Origin of the sequence: Enterobacter sp. DC1, assembly GCF_000568075.1 — a bacterium.
Classification (GTDB): domain Bacteria; phylum Pseudomonadota; class Gammaproteobacteria; order Enterobacterales; family Enterobacteriaceae; genus Enterobacter; species Enterobacter asburiae.
Genome location: NZ_AZUA01000001.1, coordinates 56,874 through 75,073 on the forward strand (window position 1 = coordinate 56,874; position 18,200 = coordinate 75,073).

Annotated in this window: 18 protein-coding genes; 11 read left to right on the plus strand and 7 right to left on the minus strand. The window is 52.6% G+C overall.

Annotated elements, in window-relative coordinates; all coding sequences use genetic code 11:
• Positions 1–26: 26 nt before the first annotated feature.
• The gene (gene adhE, locus P346_RS21080; RefSeq protein ID WP_023312099.1) at positions 27–2,705 is read right to left on the minus strand and encodes a bifunctional acetaldehyde-CoA/alcohol dehydrogenase; all 2,679 of its coding nucleotides are present in this window, start codon (positions 2,703–2,705) and stop codon (positions 27–29) included.
• 479 nt (positions 2,706–3,184) lie between these two features.
• Here adhE and P346_RS21075 point away from each other — a divergent pair, with 479 nt between their 5' ends.
• The 7 genes from P346_RS21075 (at position 3,185) to P346_RS21045 (ending at position 11,072) form a co-directional block, all read left to right on the plus strand.
• Entirely contained in the window at positions 3,185–3,832 is a 648-nt protein-coding gene (locus tag P346_RS21075; protein ID WP_023312098.1) for a YchE family NAAT transporter, read from the plus strand.
• Between the two features lie 770 nt (positions 3,833–4,602).
• Positions 4,603–6,234: an oligopeptide ABC transporter substrate-binding protein OppA gene (gene oppA, locus P346_RS21070; RefSeq protein WP_032656691.1), complete on the plus strand. Its 1,632-nt coding sequence runs from the start codon at positions 4,603–4,605 to the stop codon at positions 6,232–6,234.
• An 84-nt stretch (positions 6,235–6,318) separates the two neighbouring features.
• A complete protein-coding gene (gene oppB / locus P346_RS21065; RefSeq protein ID WP_008502786.1) occupies positions 6,319–7,239 on the plus strand; it encodes an oligopeptide ABC transporter permease OppB in 921 nt (306 codons plus the stop codon).
• Between the two features lie 14 nt (positions 7,240–7,253).
• Positions 7,254–8,162 (plus strand): oligopeptide ABC transporter permease OppC, encoded by a 909-nt coding sequence (oppC, locus tag P346_RS21060; protein ID WP_023312096.1) that lies wholly within the window; start codon positions 7,254–7,256, stop codon positions 8,160–8,162.
• Positions 8,163–8,173: 11 nt separating this feature from the next.
• Positions 8,174–9,187, plus strand: a complete 1,014-nt coding sequence (locus P346_RS21055; RefSeq protein ID WP_023312095.1) for an ABC transporter ATP-binding protein — start codon at positions 8,174–8,176, stop codon at positions 9,185–9,187.
• Positions 9,184–10,188 (plus strand): murein tripeptide/oligopeptide ABC transporter ATP-binding protein OppF, encoded by a 1,005-nt coding sequence (oppF, locus tag P346_RS21050; protein ID WP_023312094.1) that lies wholly within the window; start codon positions 9,184–9,186, stop codon positions 10,186–10,188. Before P346_RS21055 ends, oppF begins: the two co-directional genes overlap by 4 nt.
• 14 nt (positions 10,189–10,202) lie before the next feature.
• Positions 10,203–11,072, plus strand: a complete 870-nt coding sequence (locus P346_RS21045) for an ion transporter (RefSeq protein ID WP_032656693.1) — start codon at positions 10,203–10,205, stop codon at positions 11,070–11,072.
• A gap of 31 nt (positions 11,073–11,103) precedes the next feature.
• On the opposite strand, the gene P346_RS21040 is transcribed toward P346_RS21045, so the two are convergent.
• Positions 11,104–11,433, minus strand: a complete 330-nt coding sequence (locus P346_RS21040; RefSeq protein WP_006810881.1) for an HI1450 family dsDNA-mimic protein — start codon at positions 11,431–11,433, stop codon at positions 11,104–11,106.
• Positions 11,434–11,466: 33 nt separating this feature from the next.
• Positions 11,467–12,927, minus strand: a complete 1,461-nt coding sequence (gene cls / locus P346_RS21035; RefSeq protein WP_029741729.1) for a cardiolipin synthase — start codon at positions 12,925–12,927, stop codon at positions 11,467–11,469.
• A gap of 144 nt (positions 12,928–13,071) precedes the next feature.
• Between cls and P346_RS23040 the strand changes: the two genes are divergently transcribed.
• From P346_RS23040 to P346_RS21025, 3 genes are all read left to right on the plus strand, one after another.
• The gene (locus tag P346_RS23040) at positions 13,072–13,245 is read left to right on the plus strand and encodes a YciY family protein (RefSeq protein ID WP_086379783.1); all 174 of its coding nucleotides are present in this window, start codon (positions 13,072–13,074) and stop codon (positions 13,243–13,245) included.
• A 109-nt stretch (positions 13,246–13,354) separates the two neighbouring features.
• On the plus strand, positions 13,355–13,990 hold the full coding sequence (gene leuE / locus P346_RS21030; RefSeq protein ID WP_032656695.1) for a leucine efflux protein LeuE: 636 nt from the start codon (positions 13,355–13,357) through the stop codon (positions 13,988–13,990).
• 92 nt (positions 13,991–14,082) lie between these two features.
• The gene (locus P346_RS21025; protein WP_032656696.1) at positions 14,083–15,036 is read left to right on the plus strand and encodes a bifunctional helix-turn-helix transcriptional regulator/GNAT family N-acetyltransferase; all 954 of its coding nucleotides are present in this window, start codon (positions 14,083–14,085) and stop codon (positions 15,034–15,036) included.
• Positions 15,037–15,077: 41 nt separating this feature from the next.
• Here P346_RS21025 and P346_RS21020 read toward each other — a convergent pair whose 3' ends face one another.
• Complete coding sequence (locus tag P346_RS21020; protein ID WP_032656697.1) at positions 15,078–15,374, minus strand: YciI family protein; 297 nt, start codon at positions 15,372–15,374, stop codon at positions 15,078–15,080.
• Positions 15,375–15,594: 220 nt separating this feature from the next.
• Between P346_RS21020 and tonB the strand changes: the two genes are divergently transcribed.
• Positions 15,595–16,311: a TonB system transport protein TonB gene (gene tonB, locus P346_RS21015; RefSeq protein WP_032656700.1), complete on the plus strand. Its 717-nt coding sequence runs from the start codon at positions 15,595–15,597 to the stop codon at positions 16,309–16,311.
• Between the two features lie 39 nt (positions 16,312–16,350).
• Here tonB and yciA read toward each other — a convergent pair whose 3' ends face one another.
• The 3 genes from yciA to P346_RS21000 all read right to left on the minus strand — a co-directional run bounded on the left by yciA (position 16,351) and on the right by P346_RS21000 (position 18,190).
• Positions 16,351–16,746 (minus strand): acyl-CoA thioester hydrolase YciA, encoded by a 396-nt coding sequence (yciA, locus tag P346_RS21010; RefSeq protein WP_008502796.1) that lies wholly within the window; start codon positions 16,744–16,746, stop codon positions 16,351–16,353.
• A 104-nt stretch (positions 16,747–16,850) separates the two neighbouring features.
• On the minus strand, positions 16,851–17,390 hold the full coding sequence (locus P346_RS21005; RefSeq protein ID WP_028018783.1) for a septation protein A: 540 nt from the start codon (positions 17,388–17,390) through the stop codon (positions 16,851–16,853).
• Positions 17,391–17,446: 56 nt separating this feature from the next.
• Entirely contained in the window at positions 17,447–18,190 is a 744-nt protein-coding gene (locus P346_RS21000; protein ID WP_032656704.1) for a YciC family protein, read from the minus strand.
• Positions 18,191–18,200 lie beyond the last annotated feature (10 nt).

Here is an 18,200-nt window from a genome sequence, read left to right on the forward strand (position 1 = left end):
AGGCGGGTTTTTTCATCTGCTGCTAATTATGCGCTTTTCTTCGCTTTCTTATCAGCTTTGATGACAGGAACTTCTGTTTTCACAGCGGCAACGTCACCTTCTTTGAACTCACGACCGTAGAAGGTATCCAGCAGAATCTGTTTCAGCTCGGAGATCAGTGGGTAGCGCGGGTTAGCACCAGTACACTGGTCATCGAATGCATCTTCAGACAGCTTGTCTACGTGAGCGAGGAAGTCAGCTTCCTGAACGCCTGCTTCACGGATAGATTTAGGAATACCCAGCTCAGCTTTCAGGCTTTCCAGCCATGCCAGCAGTTTCTCAATCTTCGCAGCAGTACGGTCGCCCGGTGCGCTCAGACCAAGGTGGTCTGCGATTTCAGCGTAACGACGACGCGCTTGCGGGCGGTCGTACTGGCTGAAAGCAGTCTGCTTGGTTGGGTTGTCGTTAGCGTTATAACGGATAACGTTGCTGATCAACAGGGCGTTCGCCAGACCGTGAGGAATGTGGAACTGAGAACCCAGCTTGTGCGCCATAGAGTGGCAAACACCCAGGAAGGCGTTCGCAAACGCGATACCGGCGATGGTTGCTGCACTGTGAACGCGTTCACGTGCTACCGGGTTTTTAGACCCTTCGTTGTAGGACGCTGGCAGGTTTTCCTTCAGCAGTTTCAGAGCCTGCAGAGCCTGACCGTCAGAGAACTCAGATGCCAGCACAGAAACGTAAGCTTCCAGGGCGTGAGTTACCGCATCCAGACCACCGAACGCACAGAGTGATTTCGGCATCTCCATGACCAGGTTCGCATCAACGATAGCCATGTCTGGGGTCAGCGCATAGTCCGCCAGTGGGTATTTCTGACCAGTTGCATCGTCCGTTACTACTGCGAATGGCGTAACTTCTGAACCGGTACCGGAAGTGGTGGTTACCGCGATCATTTTCGCTTTTACGCCCATTTTCGGGAACTTGTAGATACGTTTACGGATGTCCATAAAGCGCAGCGCCAGTTCTTCGAAGTGGGTTTCAGGATGCTCGTACATGACCCACATAATTTTCGCGGCGTCCATTGGGGAACCGCCACCCAGTGCGATAATCACATCTGGTTTGAAGGAGTTAGCCAGTTCAGCACCTTTACGCACAACGCTCAGGGTAGGGTCAGCTTCAACTTCAAAGAACACTTCAGTTTCAACGCCGGCCGCTTTCAGTACAGAGGTGATCTGGTCAGCGTAGCCGTTGTTGAACAGGAAACGGTCAGTCACGATGAGCGCACGTTTGTGGCCATCAGTAATCACTTCATCCAGCGCGATTGGCAGTGAGCCACGGCGGAAGTAGATAGATTTCGGAAGTTTGTGCCACAACATGTTTTCAGCTCGCTTAGCAACGGTTTTCTTGTTGATCAGGTGTTTTGGACCAACGTTTTCAGAGATGGAGTTACCACCCCAGGAACCACAACCCAGAGTCAGGGAAGGTGCGAGTTTAAAGTTGTACAGGTCACCGATACCACCCTGAGAAGCAGGGGTGTTAATCAGGATACGTGCAGTTTTCATCATCTGACCGAAGTGGGCAACGCGTTCTGGCTGGTTATCCTGGTCGGTGTACAGACAAGACGTGTGACCGATACCGCCCATGGCAACCAGTTTCTCGGCTTTCTCTACCGCGTCTTCGAAATCTTTCGCACGGTACATGGCAAGCGTTGGAGACAGTTTTTCATGTGCAAACGGCTCGCTTTCGTCGACCACTTTCACTTCACCGATCAGGATTTTGGTTGTAGCCGGAACGGTAAAGCCTGCGAGTTCAGCAATTTTGTACGCTGGTTGACCCACGATGGCAGCGTTCAACGCGCCATTTTTCAGGATAATGTCCTGAACGGCTTTCAGCTCTTTGCCCTGCAGCAGGTAGCCGCCGTGGCTGGCGAAACGTTCACGAACAGCGTCGTACACGGAATCGACAACAACAACAGACTGTTCAGATGCACAGATCACGCCGTTATCGAAGGTTTTAGACATTAGTACAGACGCAACGGCACGTTTGATGTCAGCAGTTTCGTCGATAACAACAGGGGTGTTACCCGCGCCCACACCGATCGCAGGTTTACCGGAGCTGTATGCGGCTTTAACCATGCCAGGACCACCGGTCGCCAGGATCAGGTTAATGTCCGGGTGATGCATCAGGGCATTGGAGAGTTCAACGGAAGGTTGATCGATCCAGCCAATCAGATCTTTTGGTGCGCCAGCAGCGATCGCCGCCTGCAGGACAATATCTGCCGCTTTGTTAGTCGCGTCTTTCGCACGTGGGTGTGGAGAGAAGATGATTGCGTTACGGGTCTTCAGGCTAATCAGTGATTTGAAGATAGCCGTAGAAGTTGGGTTAGTTGTCGGAACAATACCGCAGATGATGCCGATAGGTTCAGCGATGGTGATGGTACCGAAGGTGTCGTCTTCGGACAGCACGCCACAGGTTTTCTCATCTTTATAGGCGTTGTAGATATACTCGGAAGCAAAGTGGTTTTTGATCACTTTATCTTCCACGATACCCATGCCGGATTCGGCAACGGCCATTTTAGCGAGAGGGATTCGAGCATCTGCAGCAGCCAGTGCGGCCGCGCGGAAGATTTTATCAACCTGTTCTTGGGTGAAATTGGCATATTCACGCTGGGCTTTTTTAACGCGCTCGACGAGGGCGTTCAGTTCAGCGATATTAGTAACAGCCATAATGCTCTCCTGATAATGTTTAAACTCTTTTAGTAAACCAGCGCTCGATACGTCACACAGTATAGACAGAGCCGATACGACTTGCGTAACACAAAGTAAAACAAAGAGTTACTTTCTGCTTCAGCACACTAATTTACTAAAAGAGCCTTACCTTAGCATCATCCCTTTTTGTCAGGCGATCTCCCTGGGGGGCGTAACCAAGATTACTCACTTCTGAGTACGGAAATCATGATCTGCGTCAATTTTCCCCCAAGCTGATACCTTTCAGCAGGGTTATTTCGTTGAGGCTTTTCAAGTGTTAAATAATTACGTAAGTAATGGAAGCGGCGCTGCCATTGATTATACATATATTTAACATCCTGAAATGATAACGTTTTGCCGCAGATTTCGAGTGAAGTATGCTGATAAAAAGGGTATCTTCAGCGCGATTTCTCATGACAAATTGTCAGTCCCGGGCATGTGTATAAGCGGAGCAAAACGTGATCCAAACGCTCTTTGATTTTCCAACGTATTTTAAATTTTTTATTGGTTTGTTTGCCCTGGTCAACCCGGTGGGGATCATTCCTGTCTTCATTAGTATGACGAGTTATCAGACGGCGGCGGCCAGGAATAAGACCAACCTGACCGCTAACCTGTCAGTGGCTATCATATTGCTCACCTCCCTTTTTCTGGGTGACGCCATTCTCCAGCTCTTCGGGATTTCGATCGACTCTTTCCGCATAGCGGGTGGGATTCTGGTCGTGACCATCGCCATGTCCATGATCAGCGGTAAGCTGGGCGAGGACAAACAGAACAAGCAGGAGAAGTCAGAAACCGCTATCCGCGAAAGTATTGGCGTGGTGCCGCTGGCCTTACCGCTCATGGCTGGCCCCGGCGCCATCAGTTCAACTATTGTCTGGGGCACGCGTTACCATAGCCTGATGCATCTGATTGGCTTTTCCGTTGCCATTGCACTTTTCGCGCTCTGCTGTTGGGGAGTATTCCGCATGGCGCCCTGGCTGGTGCGACTGTTGGGGCAGACGGGCATTAACGTCATAACGCGTATTATGGGCCTGCTGTTGATGGCGTTAGGGATTGAATTCATTGTTACAGGAATTAAAAGCATTTTCCCCGGTTTGCTGCACTGATATTTCGTATGAAAGAACGGAGCTACGGCTCCGTTTTTTTACGTCATTATCAGTAAATCCTATAACTAAAGTTGAAATGCTCACATATCATAATAAATTCTACTAATAATGTTCATTGCTTCTATTTCAATGAGTTATTAATTCCAGCCAAACCCGCCTGCGCAGAAAACCTTCGATCGATCTGTTATTTTACTCACATGATACTCTGGGGCTTGCTGAGAGATAACCGAAATGATATTAGTAAATTCAACATTCCCATAGATGAATGTGCTAAATAATAACCAGTTGTTAAATTTTTGTAAAAAATCACTCGATGATAGCGCAGCGACGCGCTTGTAGAGAAAATTTTCTCTATCCTATTGAATGTCATGTTTTTTTAGTGATGTTCGATGTCCGGCAAGGCTGCCCTCAACGATGCGGTACTCACCGTAAAAGAGAATTGCTTAACAAATTTGCAAAATGTATTGGCGCGCGTTTACGCCATTTGATACTTTCCGGCCTAATATTTTGCAGCATAAAACAAGCAGATGAGAATTATTTTCATATGGTTCTCTTCTCAGATATCCAGCGCAGGTCTCAAACAGGGGAGGCCTGTAAAGAATCGACGCAAGACGGCCATACGAGCGGTCAGTAATAAAAAAGTCGGTGATAGCAAGCAGTAAAAGAAGAACCTGACAGCAGCAAAAAAAACTCCTGCGCTGTACAGGCCCCAACAGGGGATTACACAGCTGGCGAAGGCCAGTCATTATAATGAGTGGAGTACCAACACAATGTCCATCATCACAAAAAAAAATCTGGTAGCGGCGGGGATTTTAACTGCGCTAATCGCGGGCAACGCTGCAATGGCTGCGGACGTTCCTGCAGGTGTTCAACTGGCGGAGAAACAGACGCTGGTGCGTAACAACGGTGCGGAAGTTCAGTCTCTTGACCCGCACAAAATTGAAGGTGTTCCTGAGTCTAACGTTAACCGCGACCTGTTCGAAGGCCTGCTGGTGACAGACGTAGACGGCCACCCGGCACCGGGTGTAGCAGAAAAATGGGAAAACAAAGATTTCAAAGTCTGGACATTCCATCTGCGTAAAGATGCGAAATGGTCCGACGGTACACCGGTTACGGCCGAAGATTTCGTTTATAGCTGGCAGCGTCTGGCGAATCCAACCACCGCCTCTCCGTATGCGAGCTACCTGCAATATGGCCACATTGCCAATATTGATGACATCATCGCGGGCAAAAAACCTGTTACCGACCTGGGCGTAAAAGCGATCGATGCCAATACCCTTGAAGTGACGTTGAGCGAACCTGTTCCGTACTTCTATAAGCTGCTGGTTCACCCGTCCGTTTCTCCGGTACCAAAATCTGCCGTGGAAAAATTTGGTGAGAAATGGACGCAGCCTGCCAATATCGTTACCAACGGTGCCTATAAGCTGAAAGACTGGGTGGTCAACGAACGTATGGTGCTTGACCGTAACCCGCAGTATTGGGATAACGCGAAAACCGTCATTGACCAGGTGACCTACCTGCCAATCTCTTCCGAAGTGACTGACGTTAACCGCTACCGCAGCGGTGAAATCGACATGACCTATAACAACATGCCGATTGAACTGTTCCAGAAACTGAAAAAAGAGATCCCTAAAGAAGTTCACGTCGATCCGTACCTGTGCACCTATTACTATGAAATCAACAACCAGAAAGCACCGTTTACCGACGTACGTGTCCGTACCGCGCTGAAGCTGGCACTGGATCGCGATATCATCGTGAACAAAGTGAAAAACCAGGGCGATCTGCCGGCGTACAGCTATACCCCTCCATACACCGATGGTGCAAAACTGACCGAGCCAGAGTGGTTCAAACAGACTCAGGAACAGCGTAACGCGGAAGCGAAGAAACTGCTGGCCGAAGCGGGCTACACCGCAGATAAGCCGCTGACCTTCAGCCTGCTCTACAACACTTCCGATCTGCACAAAAAACTGGCTATCGCCGTTGCCTCAATCTGGAAAAAGAACCTGGGCGCGAACGTGAAGCTGGAGAACCAGGAGTGGAAAACCTTCCTCGACAGCCGTCATCAGGGCACCTTTGATGTGGCACGTGCTGGCTGGTGTGCGGACTATAACGAACCGACCTCCTTCCTGAACACCATGCTGAGCGACAGCTCGAACAACACCGCTCACTATAAGAGCCCGGCGTTTGACAAGCTGATTGGCGACACGCTGAAAACCACTGACGAAGCACAGCGTAAAGAACTGTACTCTCAAGCCGAGCAGCAGCTGGATAAAGATTCCGCGATCGTTCCGGTTTACTACTACGTTAACGCCCGTCTGGTGAAACCGTGGGTAGGTGGGTATACCGGTAAAGACCCGATGGATAATATCTACGTTAAAAACTTGTATATTATCAAGCATTAATGGCAATGAGTGGGGCGGGCGTGCTCGCCCCACGGTGTCTAACCAACGTCACATAATATAGGCACACGCCAGAAGGTACGGGCAATGTTGAAATTTATCCTACGTCGCTGTCTTGAAGCGATTCCAACGCTATTTATTCTCATCACGATTTCCTTCTTCATGATGCGCCTTGCGCCGGGAAGTCCATTTACCGGTGAGCGTACGCTGCCGCCTGAAGTCATGGCGAATATCGAAGCGAAATACCACTTGAACGATCCCATCTCCACCCAGTACTTCAATTACCTGAAGCAGCTGGCCCACGGCGATTTTGGACCGTCGTTTAAATATAAAGACTATTCCGTTAACGACCTGGTCGCGTCCAGCTTCCCGGTTTCGGCTAAGTTGGGTGCTGCGGCATTCATTCTGGCCATCGTTTTCGGGGTCACCGCAGGCGTTATCGCCGCGCTCAGACAAAATACCAAATGGGATTATGCCGTAATGGGGGTGGCAATGACCGGGGTAGTGATACCCAGCTTCGTTGTCGCGCCGTTACTGGTGATGATATTTGCCATCACGCTGAAGTGGCTGCCTGGCGGCGGCTGGAACGGCGGGGCATTGAAGTTCATGATTTTGCCAATGGTGGCATTATCTCTGGCGTACATCGCCAGTATCGCGCGTATCACCCGTGGTTCAATGATCGAAGTGCTGCACTCGAACTTCATTCGTACCGCGCGCGCTAAAGGGCTGCCGATGCGTCGGATTATTTTCCGCCACGCGCTCAAACCGGCGCTGTTGCCCGTGCTCTCCTACATGGGACCGGCATTCGTTGGGATCATCACCGGCTCTATGGTTATCGAAACAATCTACGGCCTGCCTGGCATTGGTCAGCTGTTCGTTAACGGCGCGCTCAACCGCGACTATTCGCTGGTTCTGAGCCTGACGATTCTCGTCGGTGCGCTGACCATTCTCTTTAACGCTATTGTCGATGTGCTGTATGCCGTCATCGACCCGAAAATTCGTTACTAACGCTGGAGCACGCCATGATGTTGAGTAAGAAAAACAGCGAGGCGCTGGAAAACTTCAGTGAAAAACTGGAAGTAGAAGGTCGTAGCCTCTGGCAGGACGCGCGCCGTCGCTTTATGCACAACCGTGCAGCGGTTGCCAGTCTGGTTGTTCTGGTGATCATCGCGCTGTTTGTGACCCTGGCGCCGATGCTGTCGCAATTTACCTATTTCGACACCGACTGGGGCATGATGTCCAGCGCGCCGGATATGGAATCAGGCCACTATTTCGGCACGGACTCCTCAGGACGCGACCTGCTGGTGCGAGTCGCTATCGGTGGCCGTATCTCGCTGATGGTCGGTATTGCTGCCGCGCTGGTGGCGGTGATCGTGGGTACGCTCTACGGTTCACTTTCCGGCTACCTCGGCGGCAAAATAGACTCGGTAATGATGCGTCTGCTGGAAATCCTGAACTCCTTCCCGTTCATGTTCTTCGTCATCCTGCTGGTGACCTTCTTCGGCCAGAATATCCTGCTGATCTTCGTGGCCATCGGGATGGTGTCCTGGCTGGATATGGCGCGTATTGTTCGCGGCCAGACGCTGAGCCTCAAACGCAAAGAGTTTATCGAAGCCGCGCAGGTAGGCGGTGTATCAACCGGGAATATCGTGGTTCGCCATATCGTTCCTAACGTGCTGGGCGTGGTGGTGGTCTATGCCTCACTGCTGGTGCCAAGCATGATCCTGTTTGAATCTTTCCTGAGCTTCCTGGGCCTCGGTACACAAGAGCCTCTGAGCAGCTGGGGCGCGCTGCTGAGCGATGGTGCAAACTCGATGGAAGTTTCACCGTGGCTGCTGCTTTATCCGGCGGGTTTCCTGGTCGTTACCCTGTTTTGTTTTAACTTTATCGGCGATGGCCTGCGTGATGCCCTCGACCCGAAAGACCGTTAAGGAGCGCCGTCATGACAATTATTGAAACGGCCACTGCGCCACAGGCGCAACAGCAGAATAACCTTCTGCTGGATGTGAAAGATCTCCGCGTGACCTTTAAAACGCCGGACGGGGATGTTACCGCCGTCAACGATCTCAACTTCAACCTGCGCGCGGGTGAAACGCTGGGGATCGTAGGGGAATCCGGTTCCGGAAAATCCCAGACTGCCTTTGCGCTGATGGGCCTGCTGGCTGCTAACGGCGTGATTGGCGGCTCCGCTAAATTCAACGGTCGTGAAATCCTCAACCTGCCGGAACACGAGCTGAACAAGCTGCGTGCCGAACAGATCTCGATGATTTTCCAGGATCCGATGACCTCGCTGAATCCGTATATGCGCGTAGGCGAGCAGCTGATGGAAGTCCTGATGCTGCACAAAGGCCTGGGCAAAGCGGAGGCCTTTGAAGAGTCGGTCAAAATGCTGGATGCGGTGAAAATGCCGGAAGCGCGCAAGCGTATGCGCATGTTCCCGCACGAGTTTTCTGGCGGTATGCGTCAGCGCGTGATGATTGCGATGGCGCTGCTGTGCCGGCCAAAGCTGCTGATTGCCGATGAACCTACCACCGCGCTGGACGTTACCGTTCAGGCGCAGATCATGACCCTGTTGAACGAGCTAAAGCGCGAATTCAACACGGCGATTATCATGATCACCCACGACCTGGGCGTGGTAGCGGGCATCTGCGACAAAGTGCTGGTGATGTATGCCGGTCGTACCATGGAATACGGCAAAGCGCGCGATGTGTTCTATCAGCCTGCGCACCCGTACTCGATTGGTCTGCTGAATGCGGTGCCGCGTCTTGATGCGGAAGGGGAATCCCTGCTCACCATTCCGGGCAACCCGCCAAACCTGCTGCGTCTGCCGAAAGGCTGTCCGTTCCAGCCGCGCTGCCCGCACGCGATGGAAATCTGCAACAGCGCTCCGCCGCTGGAAGAGTTTGCACCAGGCCGTCTGCGCGCCTGCTTTAAGCCGCAGGAGGAGCTGGTATGAACGCATTAGATGAAAAACGCAACGTGCTGCTCGAAATCGCCGATCTTAAAGTGCATTTCGACATCAAAGACGGCAAACAGTGGTTCTGGCAGCCGCCTAAGACCCTGAAAGCGGTGGACGGCGTCACGCTGCGCCTGTACGAAGGGGAAACCCTGGGCGTGGTGGGAGAGTCCGGCTGCGGTAAATCGACCTTTGCGCGAGCCATTATCGGCCTGGTAAAGGCTACCGACGGAAAAGTGGCCTGGCTGGGTAAAGATCTGCTGGGCATGAAACCCGACGAGTGGCGCGAGGTGCGCAGCGATATCCAGATGATTTTCCAGGATCCGCTGGCGTCACTTAACCCGCGTATGACCATCGGCGAGATTATTGCCGAGCCGCTGCGCACCTATCATCCGAAGATGTCTCGTCAGGAAGTGCGCGACCGCGTGAAGGCAATGATGATGAAAGTCGGCCTGTTGCCAAACCTCATCAACCGCTATCCGCATGAGTTCTCCGGCGGTCAGTGCCAGCGTATTGGTATTGCCCGTGCGCTGATCCTCGAACCTAAGTTGATTATCTGCGATGAGCCGGTTTCCGCGCTGGACGTGTCCATTCAGGCGCAGGTGGTTAACCTGCTGCAGAAACTGCAGCGCGAAATGGGGCTGTCGCTGATCTTCATCGCGCATGACCTGGCCGTGGTGAAACACATCTCTGACCGCGTGCTGGTGATGTATCTGGGGCATGCCGTGGAGCTGGGCACCTATGACGAGGTTTACCATAATCCATTGCACCCCTACACCAGAGCGCTGATGTCCGCGGTTCCGATCCCCGATCCGGATCTGGAAAAGAATAAAACCATCCAGCTTCTGGAAGGGGAATTACCCTCACCGATTAACCCGCCGTCAGGCTGCGTCTTCCGCACGCGCTGCCCGATGGCCGGGCCGGAATGCGCTAAAACGCGACCGGTTCTCGAAGGCAGTTTCCGACATGCGGTTTCCTGCCTGAAAGTAGACCCGTTATAATCGCAAGGGCTGACATGATGTCAGCCCTTATTTTTTGCGAGGTCACTGTGTCGCGTTTATTCACGTCAGCCCGTCGGCGGCTATATCATTTTTTATTCGATCCTGAAACGGTTTCCGGGCGACGCTTTGAAGGTCTGTGCGGTTTATTTGCGCTCCTCAGCGTGGTTGTCATCTTTATTGAATCGGGTGCCGGGACGCAATACCACCTGACGTTTGACGAATGGCATATCTTTGTCTGGCTTGAACTGGCGATTACCCTGGTTTTTACCGCTGAATATCTCCTCCGGGTAATAGCCTGGCCCAATCCGGCCAGATATGTTTTCAGCTTCTGGGGATTTATCGATTTAGCCACCATCCTGCCGCTCTATGTCATGTGGCTGTGGCCGGAGATTAGCCTGAGTTATGTCTTTGCCTGGCGAGCGATGCGCGTGATTCGGGTATTACGTATTCTGAAATTACTGCGTTTTATGCCGTCATTACGCGTGTTCTGGAGTGCGATCGTCAGCGCCCGGCATCAGCTTATTTTGTTCTACTCGTTTATTGCCATCGTCATGATTGTTTTTGGCGCGCTGATGTATTTAATAGAAGGGCCTAAATATGGCTTTACGACGCTCAATGCGTCCGTCTACTGGGCCATTGTGACCGTCACCACCGTGGGCTACGGTGATATTACGCCCCATACGCCACTGGGGCGCATCGTGGCGTCCGTGCTGATTTTGATTGGCTATTCGGTGATTGCGATCCCAACGGGTCTTATTACCACACACATGAGCAGCGCGTTTCAGAGCCGCAAGCAGCAGCGCAAGTGTCCTCATTGCCAGCAGGGCGAACATGAACACGACGCGCGGTTTTGTCACCGCTGCGGCAGTGAATTGCCGGAGTAAATAAAAAAGGCTGCAATCGCAGCCTTTTTTATTATTCGCGCCAGAGAATATGGCACAGCTTGTGGTCTTTCTCCCGACAGAGCAGGACGCGGGCGAAAATATCGTTAATTTCGCCGCCGTCTTCATCGGCCAGCCCAATCACCACCTCTGCAAAGAAGTCAGGATTCAGGTCGAAATCCACATGCTCAGCCCAGTCTTCTGAAGGGTCGAACAATTCGGCGCCACCGCGCTCTTCGAACTGCAGATTAAAGAGGATCACGTCTGCGGGATCGAGGTTATCAACCGCCAGTTCGAGAAAAATGTCGTAGGCCTGCTCGAGCGTTTCGTCTTCGGTCAGGCGATTGTTCAGATCCATTTCCATGATGACTACCTGTTTAACATCGTTGGGCACGTTTTACAGCAACGGACTAAAGAAGTAAAACAGTCGTTCGGCAATTCTCTGCCACATCGGACGTTTTACCCACAGTCTGGCATCCAGCAGCCGCGAGCGGGAGATATAATCATCCTGCACCGCGGCGAGGTCGCCGCCAAAGCCGGCATCATCAATGACCAGCGTGATTTCAAAGTTTAGCCACAGGCTGCGCATATCCAGGTTGACCGTTCCCACCAGGCTCAGCTCGCCGTCGACAAGAACGCTCTTGGTGTGGAGCAATCCGCCTTCAAACTGGTAAATTTTCACCCCTGCGGCCAGCAGTTCGCTGAAGAAAGCCCGGCTGGCCCAGCCCACCAGTAGGGAGTCATTTTTGCGTGGCAAAATGATGCTCACATCGACACCGCGCTGCGCGGCGGTACAGATCGCGTGCAGGAGGTCGTCGCTGGGGACAAAGTAGGGCGTCGTCATGATCAGATATTCACGCGCCGAGTAGGTTGCCGTCAGCAGCGCCTGATGGATTAAGTCCTCCGGGAAGCCCGGCCCGGAAGCAATGGTATGAATGGTGTGACCGCTCGCCTCTTCAAACGGCATAATATTGCCGTCCGGAGGCGGCGGCAGGATACGCTTGCCGGTTTCAATCTCCCAGTCGCAGGAATAAACGATGCCCATCGAGGTGGCTATCGGCCCCTCCATTCGCGCCATCAAATCAACCCATTGACCTACGCCCGAGTCCTGTTTGAAGAAGCGCGGATCAACCATGTTCATACTGCCGGTGTAGGCAATATAGTTATCGATCATGATCATTTTGCGATGCTGGCGGAGATCCATCCGGCGCAGAAACACGCGCAGAAGATTCACCTTCAGCGCTTCAACCACTTCGATCCCGGCATTACGCATCATGCCCGCCCAGGGGCTACGGAAAAATGCCACGCTACCCGCGGAGTCAAGCATCAGGCGGCAATGAATGCCGCGCCGCGCGGCGGCCATCAGCGATTCAGCGACCTGGTCAGCCATCCCGCCGGGCTGCCAGATATAAAAAACCATCTCGATATTATGACGAGCCAGCTGAATATCGCGGATTAACGCCTGCATGACGTCGTCGGACGAGGTCAGCAGCTGCAGCTGGTTGCCCTTAACGCCGCCAATCCCCTGGCGGCGCTCGCACAGCTTAAATAGTGAGGAGGCGACGCTGCTGTTCTCCTCGGCAAAGATATGTTTGCAGGCTTTAAGGTCGTTCAGCCACTTCGCGGTGGAGGGCCACATGGCGCGGGCGCGCTCGGCGCGGCGTTTACCCAGATGTAGCTCGCCGAAAGAGAGATAGGCAATAATTCCCACCAGCGGGAGGATATAAATGATCAGAAGCCAGGCCATGGCAGAGGGTACGGCTCTGCGCTTCATCAGGATGCGTAATGTCACACCCGCGATTAACAGCCAGTATCCCAAAATGACCAGCCAACTCACCACGGTGTAGAAGGTTGTCATAGGTAAAAAAATCCTTTTGAAAGCGTATTGTTATGAGTGTACGCATCAGGATTCATCTGGCAAATAAAAACGCCAGGTAAAAGCGCTGGTTTGCTGCCGGGTTGGGTTTATAATGGCGGCTCTGTTAGTTAAAGAGTTGTAGACATGAAGCGCAGTAGAACAGAAGTAGGGCGCTGGCGCATGTTGCGACAGGTGAGTCGTCGCAAGGCTCGTTGGCTGGAAGCACAATCCCGCCGCAATATGCGTATTCACGCCATCAGAAAATGTGGATTGACCAGGCATCGCAATGCGTTGCTGTTCGCAGTCCAGGATATCTGAAACCATGAGGGCACCGTAACGGGTGCCCGCTGATTTTATAGCGTCTGATTTTTTAGGAATAGCGTATTTGCAGCGATATTCCTGTTGTGTTTAGCAAAAGGAGGGAGAAGTGTTTGCGGAGTTTGGCGTACTGAATTTCTGGACGTATGTTGTCGGCGCGTTTTTTATCGTGCTGGTGCCAGGGCCGAATACCCTGTTTGTGCTAAAAACCGGGATCGGTCACGGTGTTAAAAAAGGGTATCTTGCCGCCACGGGCGTATTTATCGGCGATGCGGTGCTGATGTTTCTGGCCTGGGCGGGCGTCGCGGCATTAATCCAGACCACGCCGGTACTGTTTAATATCGTGCGCTATCTCGGAGCCTTCTATCTGCTCTGGCTGGGGGGCAAAATGCTCTGGTCGGTGGTGAACCGTCAGCAAAACGCGCATGAGAGCGGCCCCGAACCGGCCAGTATGATCATGAAACGTTCGCTGGTATTAAGCCTGACCAATCCCAAAGCGATTCTGTTCTACGTATCGTTCTTCGTTCAGTTCATTGACGTGAATGCACAGAGCACCGGCACTTCTTTCCTGATCCTCGCGACGACGCTGGAGTTGATAAGCTTCATGTACATGAGCTTCCTGATCTTCTCAGGCGCGTTTGTCACTCGTTATCTGAAAACGAAAAAGAAACTGGCAAAGCTGGGGAACGGGCTGATAGGGCTGCTGTTTGTAGGGTTTGCGGCGAGGTTGGCGTCGCTGCATTGATGAATGAAAGGCTCCTGAGGGAGCCTTTTTATTATGTTTGACAACCCCTCACCATTTAGTTGTATAGTGCAACTAAATGGTGAGGGCACAACATGCACAGCGAAACCCCGGTAGTCAGTGTTATTCGACGTTCCTCGCGCCTGATGGTGCGAGAGTTAGGTTTTATGGCCTCGACCCTGGCCTCAACAAATTACTCCCCTTCGGCCGTCCATACCCTGGTCGAAATCGCCTTACACAAAGAGATGACGGCGAGTCAGCTGGTGCAGCTGCTGGGCCTGGATAAGTCCAGCGTCAGCCGGATGCTGGCTCGTCTGATTGCCGCGGGTGAGCTCGAGGAGGTGACTTCACCTGAAGATGCGAGAGCGAAGAGTCTCAGGCTGACCGCGAAAGGTCATGAGACGGTCAGTAATATTAATACCTTTAGCAACGAGCGCGTGGTCTCAGCAATAAAGAGTCTTGCTCCTGCCCAGCAGCAGACCATTTCTGAAGGACTCTCCCTTTATGCCAACGCGCTGCTGGCGTGCCGTGAGACGGGCAGCGACACGCCCCCCGATGAGCTCACGATAGTGCTGGGGTATATGCCCGGCATGATTGGCCGTGTCGCGGAGATGCACGGGGTTTACTACGCGCGCGAGCACCATTTTGGCCGCTTTTTTGAGGCCAAAGTGGCTACAGGGGTTGCAGAATTTAGTGACCGCCTGGATAAGCCATGCAACCAGATCTGGCTGGCGGTGATGAACGGCAGGATAGTGGGGTCAGTGGCGATAGACGGCGAGGATTTAGCGCCGGGTGAAGCCCATCTTCGCTGGTTTATTCTCGACGATGGCTGCCGGGGACGCGGGGTGGGGAAAAAACTGCTGACCGAAGCGATGCGCTTTTGTGACAGCGCTGGTTTCTCTGCCGTGCATCTCTGGACATTCAATAAGCTGAGCGCCGCACGACGTTTATACGAATCGTTTGGATTTACGCTCGTCAAAGAATGGGAGGGCGATCAGTGGGGAAGCCTTATAACGGAACAGCAGTTTACCCGGCTCAGAGAAGCGTAACCTCTACCATAAAAAAGGCTCCTTTCGGAGCCGCTTTAGTATCAGAACACTTTCTTATATGGTCGAACCGTCACTTTCGCATACACACCTGCTGCAACATACGGATCTGCGTCAGCCCATGCCTGAGCGGTTTCCTGAGATTCAAATTCAGCAATCACGGTGGAACCGGCAAAACCAGCGGCGCCCGGATCGTTGCTGTCTACTGCAGGCATTGGACCGGCGGTCAGTAAACGGCCTTCATCCTGGAGCAGCTGCAAACGTGCCAGATGCGCAGGGCGCACGGCCTGGCGTTTTTCGAGCGAATCAGCAACATCTTCAGAGTAAATCACGTAAAACACGGCGAAGCTCCTTAACCGGTAAAAGTGTCAGTTAAGTTATGTGAAAGGGCAAGCGACTGCAATGTAAAATAAAAACAATGTTAATACCCTGATCTGAATGCGCTTTTTTTGGCCTCACATGCGCTAAAGTTGCGCCAGAACAAAGTGTCTTATTGAATATGATTGCTATTTGCATTTAAAATCAGTGTTCGGTTTTTTAACGTTGATGATTATGACTTCGATGACCCTTGATTTACCTCGCCGCTTTCCCTGGCCGACGCTGCTTTCTGTCGTGATTCACGGTGCTGTTGTGGCGGGTTTGCTGTATACCTCGGTTCATCAGGTTATTGAAATGCCGGCGCCCGCGCAGCCGATTTCGGTGACGATGGTCTCGCCAGCGGATCTCGAACCGCCGCAGGTTGCCCCTCCGCCACCGCAGCCGGTGGCTGAGCCAGAGCCCGAGCCTGTTCCGGCGCCACCGAAGGAAGCGCCGGTGGTGATCCACAAGCCTGAACCGAAGCCAAAACCTAAGCCGAAGCCAAAGCCGGTGAAGAAGATCGAGGAGCGTCCGAAACGCGAGGAACGTCCGGTTGAACCGCGCGCGACCCAGACAGTGGAGAATGCGGCGCCTTCGCGTCCGGTGATGAATAACACCGCAACCGCGCCTAAGCCGACAGTCAGTGCCCCTGCGGGTCCGCGCGCGCTGAGTCGCAACCAGCCTCAGTATCCGGCGCGAGCGCAGGCCTTACGTATTGAAGGCCGCGTACGGGTTAAATTTGACGTCACTGCCGATGGCCGCGTGGATAACGTGGAAATCTTGTCCGCTCAGCCTTCCAATATGTTTGAGCGCGAAGTGAAATCGGCGATGCGCAGATGGCGCTATGAGGCCGGAAAACCGGGCAATGGACTGATCGTGAATATTGTTTTCCGCCTGAACGGCGGGGCGCAGATGGAATAAAAAAAGCCTCCTGATGGAGGCTTTTTTTTTGCCTGTCAATCAGGCCTGCGGAAGTTGACGAGGTTTACCCTCGCTATCCACTGCAACATAAATAAACAGCGCTTCGGTGGCCTTATAACGTTGCCCAATGGGTTCCGAAGAGACTTTCTTGACCCATACTTCGATGTTGATTGAAATAGAGGTGTTGCCGCGTTTGACGCAGCGCGCGTAGCAGCAAACCACATCTCCCACCGCAACCGGGCGCAGGAAGGTCATGCCGTCCACTCGCACAGTCACCACGCGCCCGTGGGCAATCTCTTTTGCCAGAATTGCGCCGCCCATATCCATCTGCGACATCAGCCAGCCGCCAAAAATATCGCCATTGGCATTGGTGTCAGCGGGCATTGCCAGTGTGCGTAAAACCAGTTCGCCCTGCGGGGCGTTAGTTGTTGTCATTGTTTTAACTCGTAACGGAAGACTTCAGGCGGGATGCTACTATGATTTCACAGCGGAGAGAATAGACCAGAACGCCTGTCGTAGACGTTCTGGTCAGTCGTTAATCAGTGGTTGTCATCCTGGGGCATATGACGATAGATGTATACGCCGCTCAACAGCGTGAAGATAAGCGTCAGCGCGGTCAGGCCGAAGACCTTAAAGTTGACCCAGATATCCTGCGGCAGCCAGAAGGCGATATAGATATTAGCGAGACCGCAAAGTATAAAGAAGATTGCCCAGGCGGTATTCAGACGCGACCAGACTACCTGCGGCAGCGTTAGTTCTTTACCTAACATGCTCTGGATCAGGGGCTTTTTCATGAACCATTGACTGAACAGTAATGCTGCTGCAAACAACGCATAAATAACGGTAACCTTCCACTTAATAAATTCAACATCATGTAAGGCAATGGTCAATCCACCGAACACCGCCACTAAAATGAACGTGATAAGCGCCATTTTTTCGACTTTGCGATAGCGAATCCAGCTATAGATCAGCACTACGGCGGTCACGACGATTAACGCTTTTGTTGCAGCAAAAATGTCATACAACTTATAGACAGCGAAAAAGACCGCGAGCGGTAAAAAATCAAGAAACTGCTTCATTCTGTGATTCCATCTTCTGAACGGGGCGGGTGGCAGCGATGCCGCCCGCCTCAGGATTACTGACGAATTAACATATACAGGCGGAACAGATAGACCAGCAGCACCGCTGAAATCAGATTGCTCAGCGTATTCGCCACTACAGCGCCAACGTTCGGCGTTAATACCGCAAAATTCGGTGCAAACAACAGCAGGAGCGTTTTGGCGAGCAGCCAGCCGATCACGGCGGGCGCTACCAGACGCATATTAGCCCATGCCAGTCGGATGCTGCTGCGCATCGCGGTAAAAATCCCCATCTTATCCTGCACCACCATCACAGGCGCAAATGAGAGCACGATAGCCAGTAATACGCCCGGCACCACGACAAGCATAATCCCCATTTGCACCAGCATGGTGGTTAAAAAGATCAGGATAAACAGCTTAGGTAAGACTGGCGCACTGGCACCAATCGCCCGTAAGGCGCTGACCCTGTGACCCGCCGAGACCAGCTGAATCATCAGTAAAACGCCGCCCGCCAGAACCGCATTACCAATCAGGCCTGAGAACGTAGACGCGGCAGACGCCCGCAGCAGAATTTGCTGCTGCTCCGGCGTCATGTTTTGCACCAGCTCAAACAGCCCCACGCTTCCGGCAAGATGGTCGCCCTGGCTCAGGCTGGCAATCTGTTCTTCACTCGGTGAGAAGGCATGGCCCAGCACCACCGTGATAAAGGCACATAGCAACGCGATCAGTAAAAAGGTTATGAACTGATTGCGGAAAAAGTTTCCCGTGTCACGGTAGACAGACTTCGCCGTGATAGACATGCACTCTCCT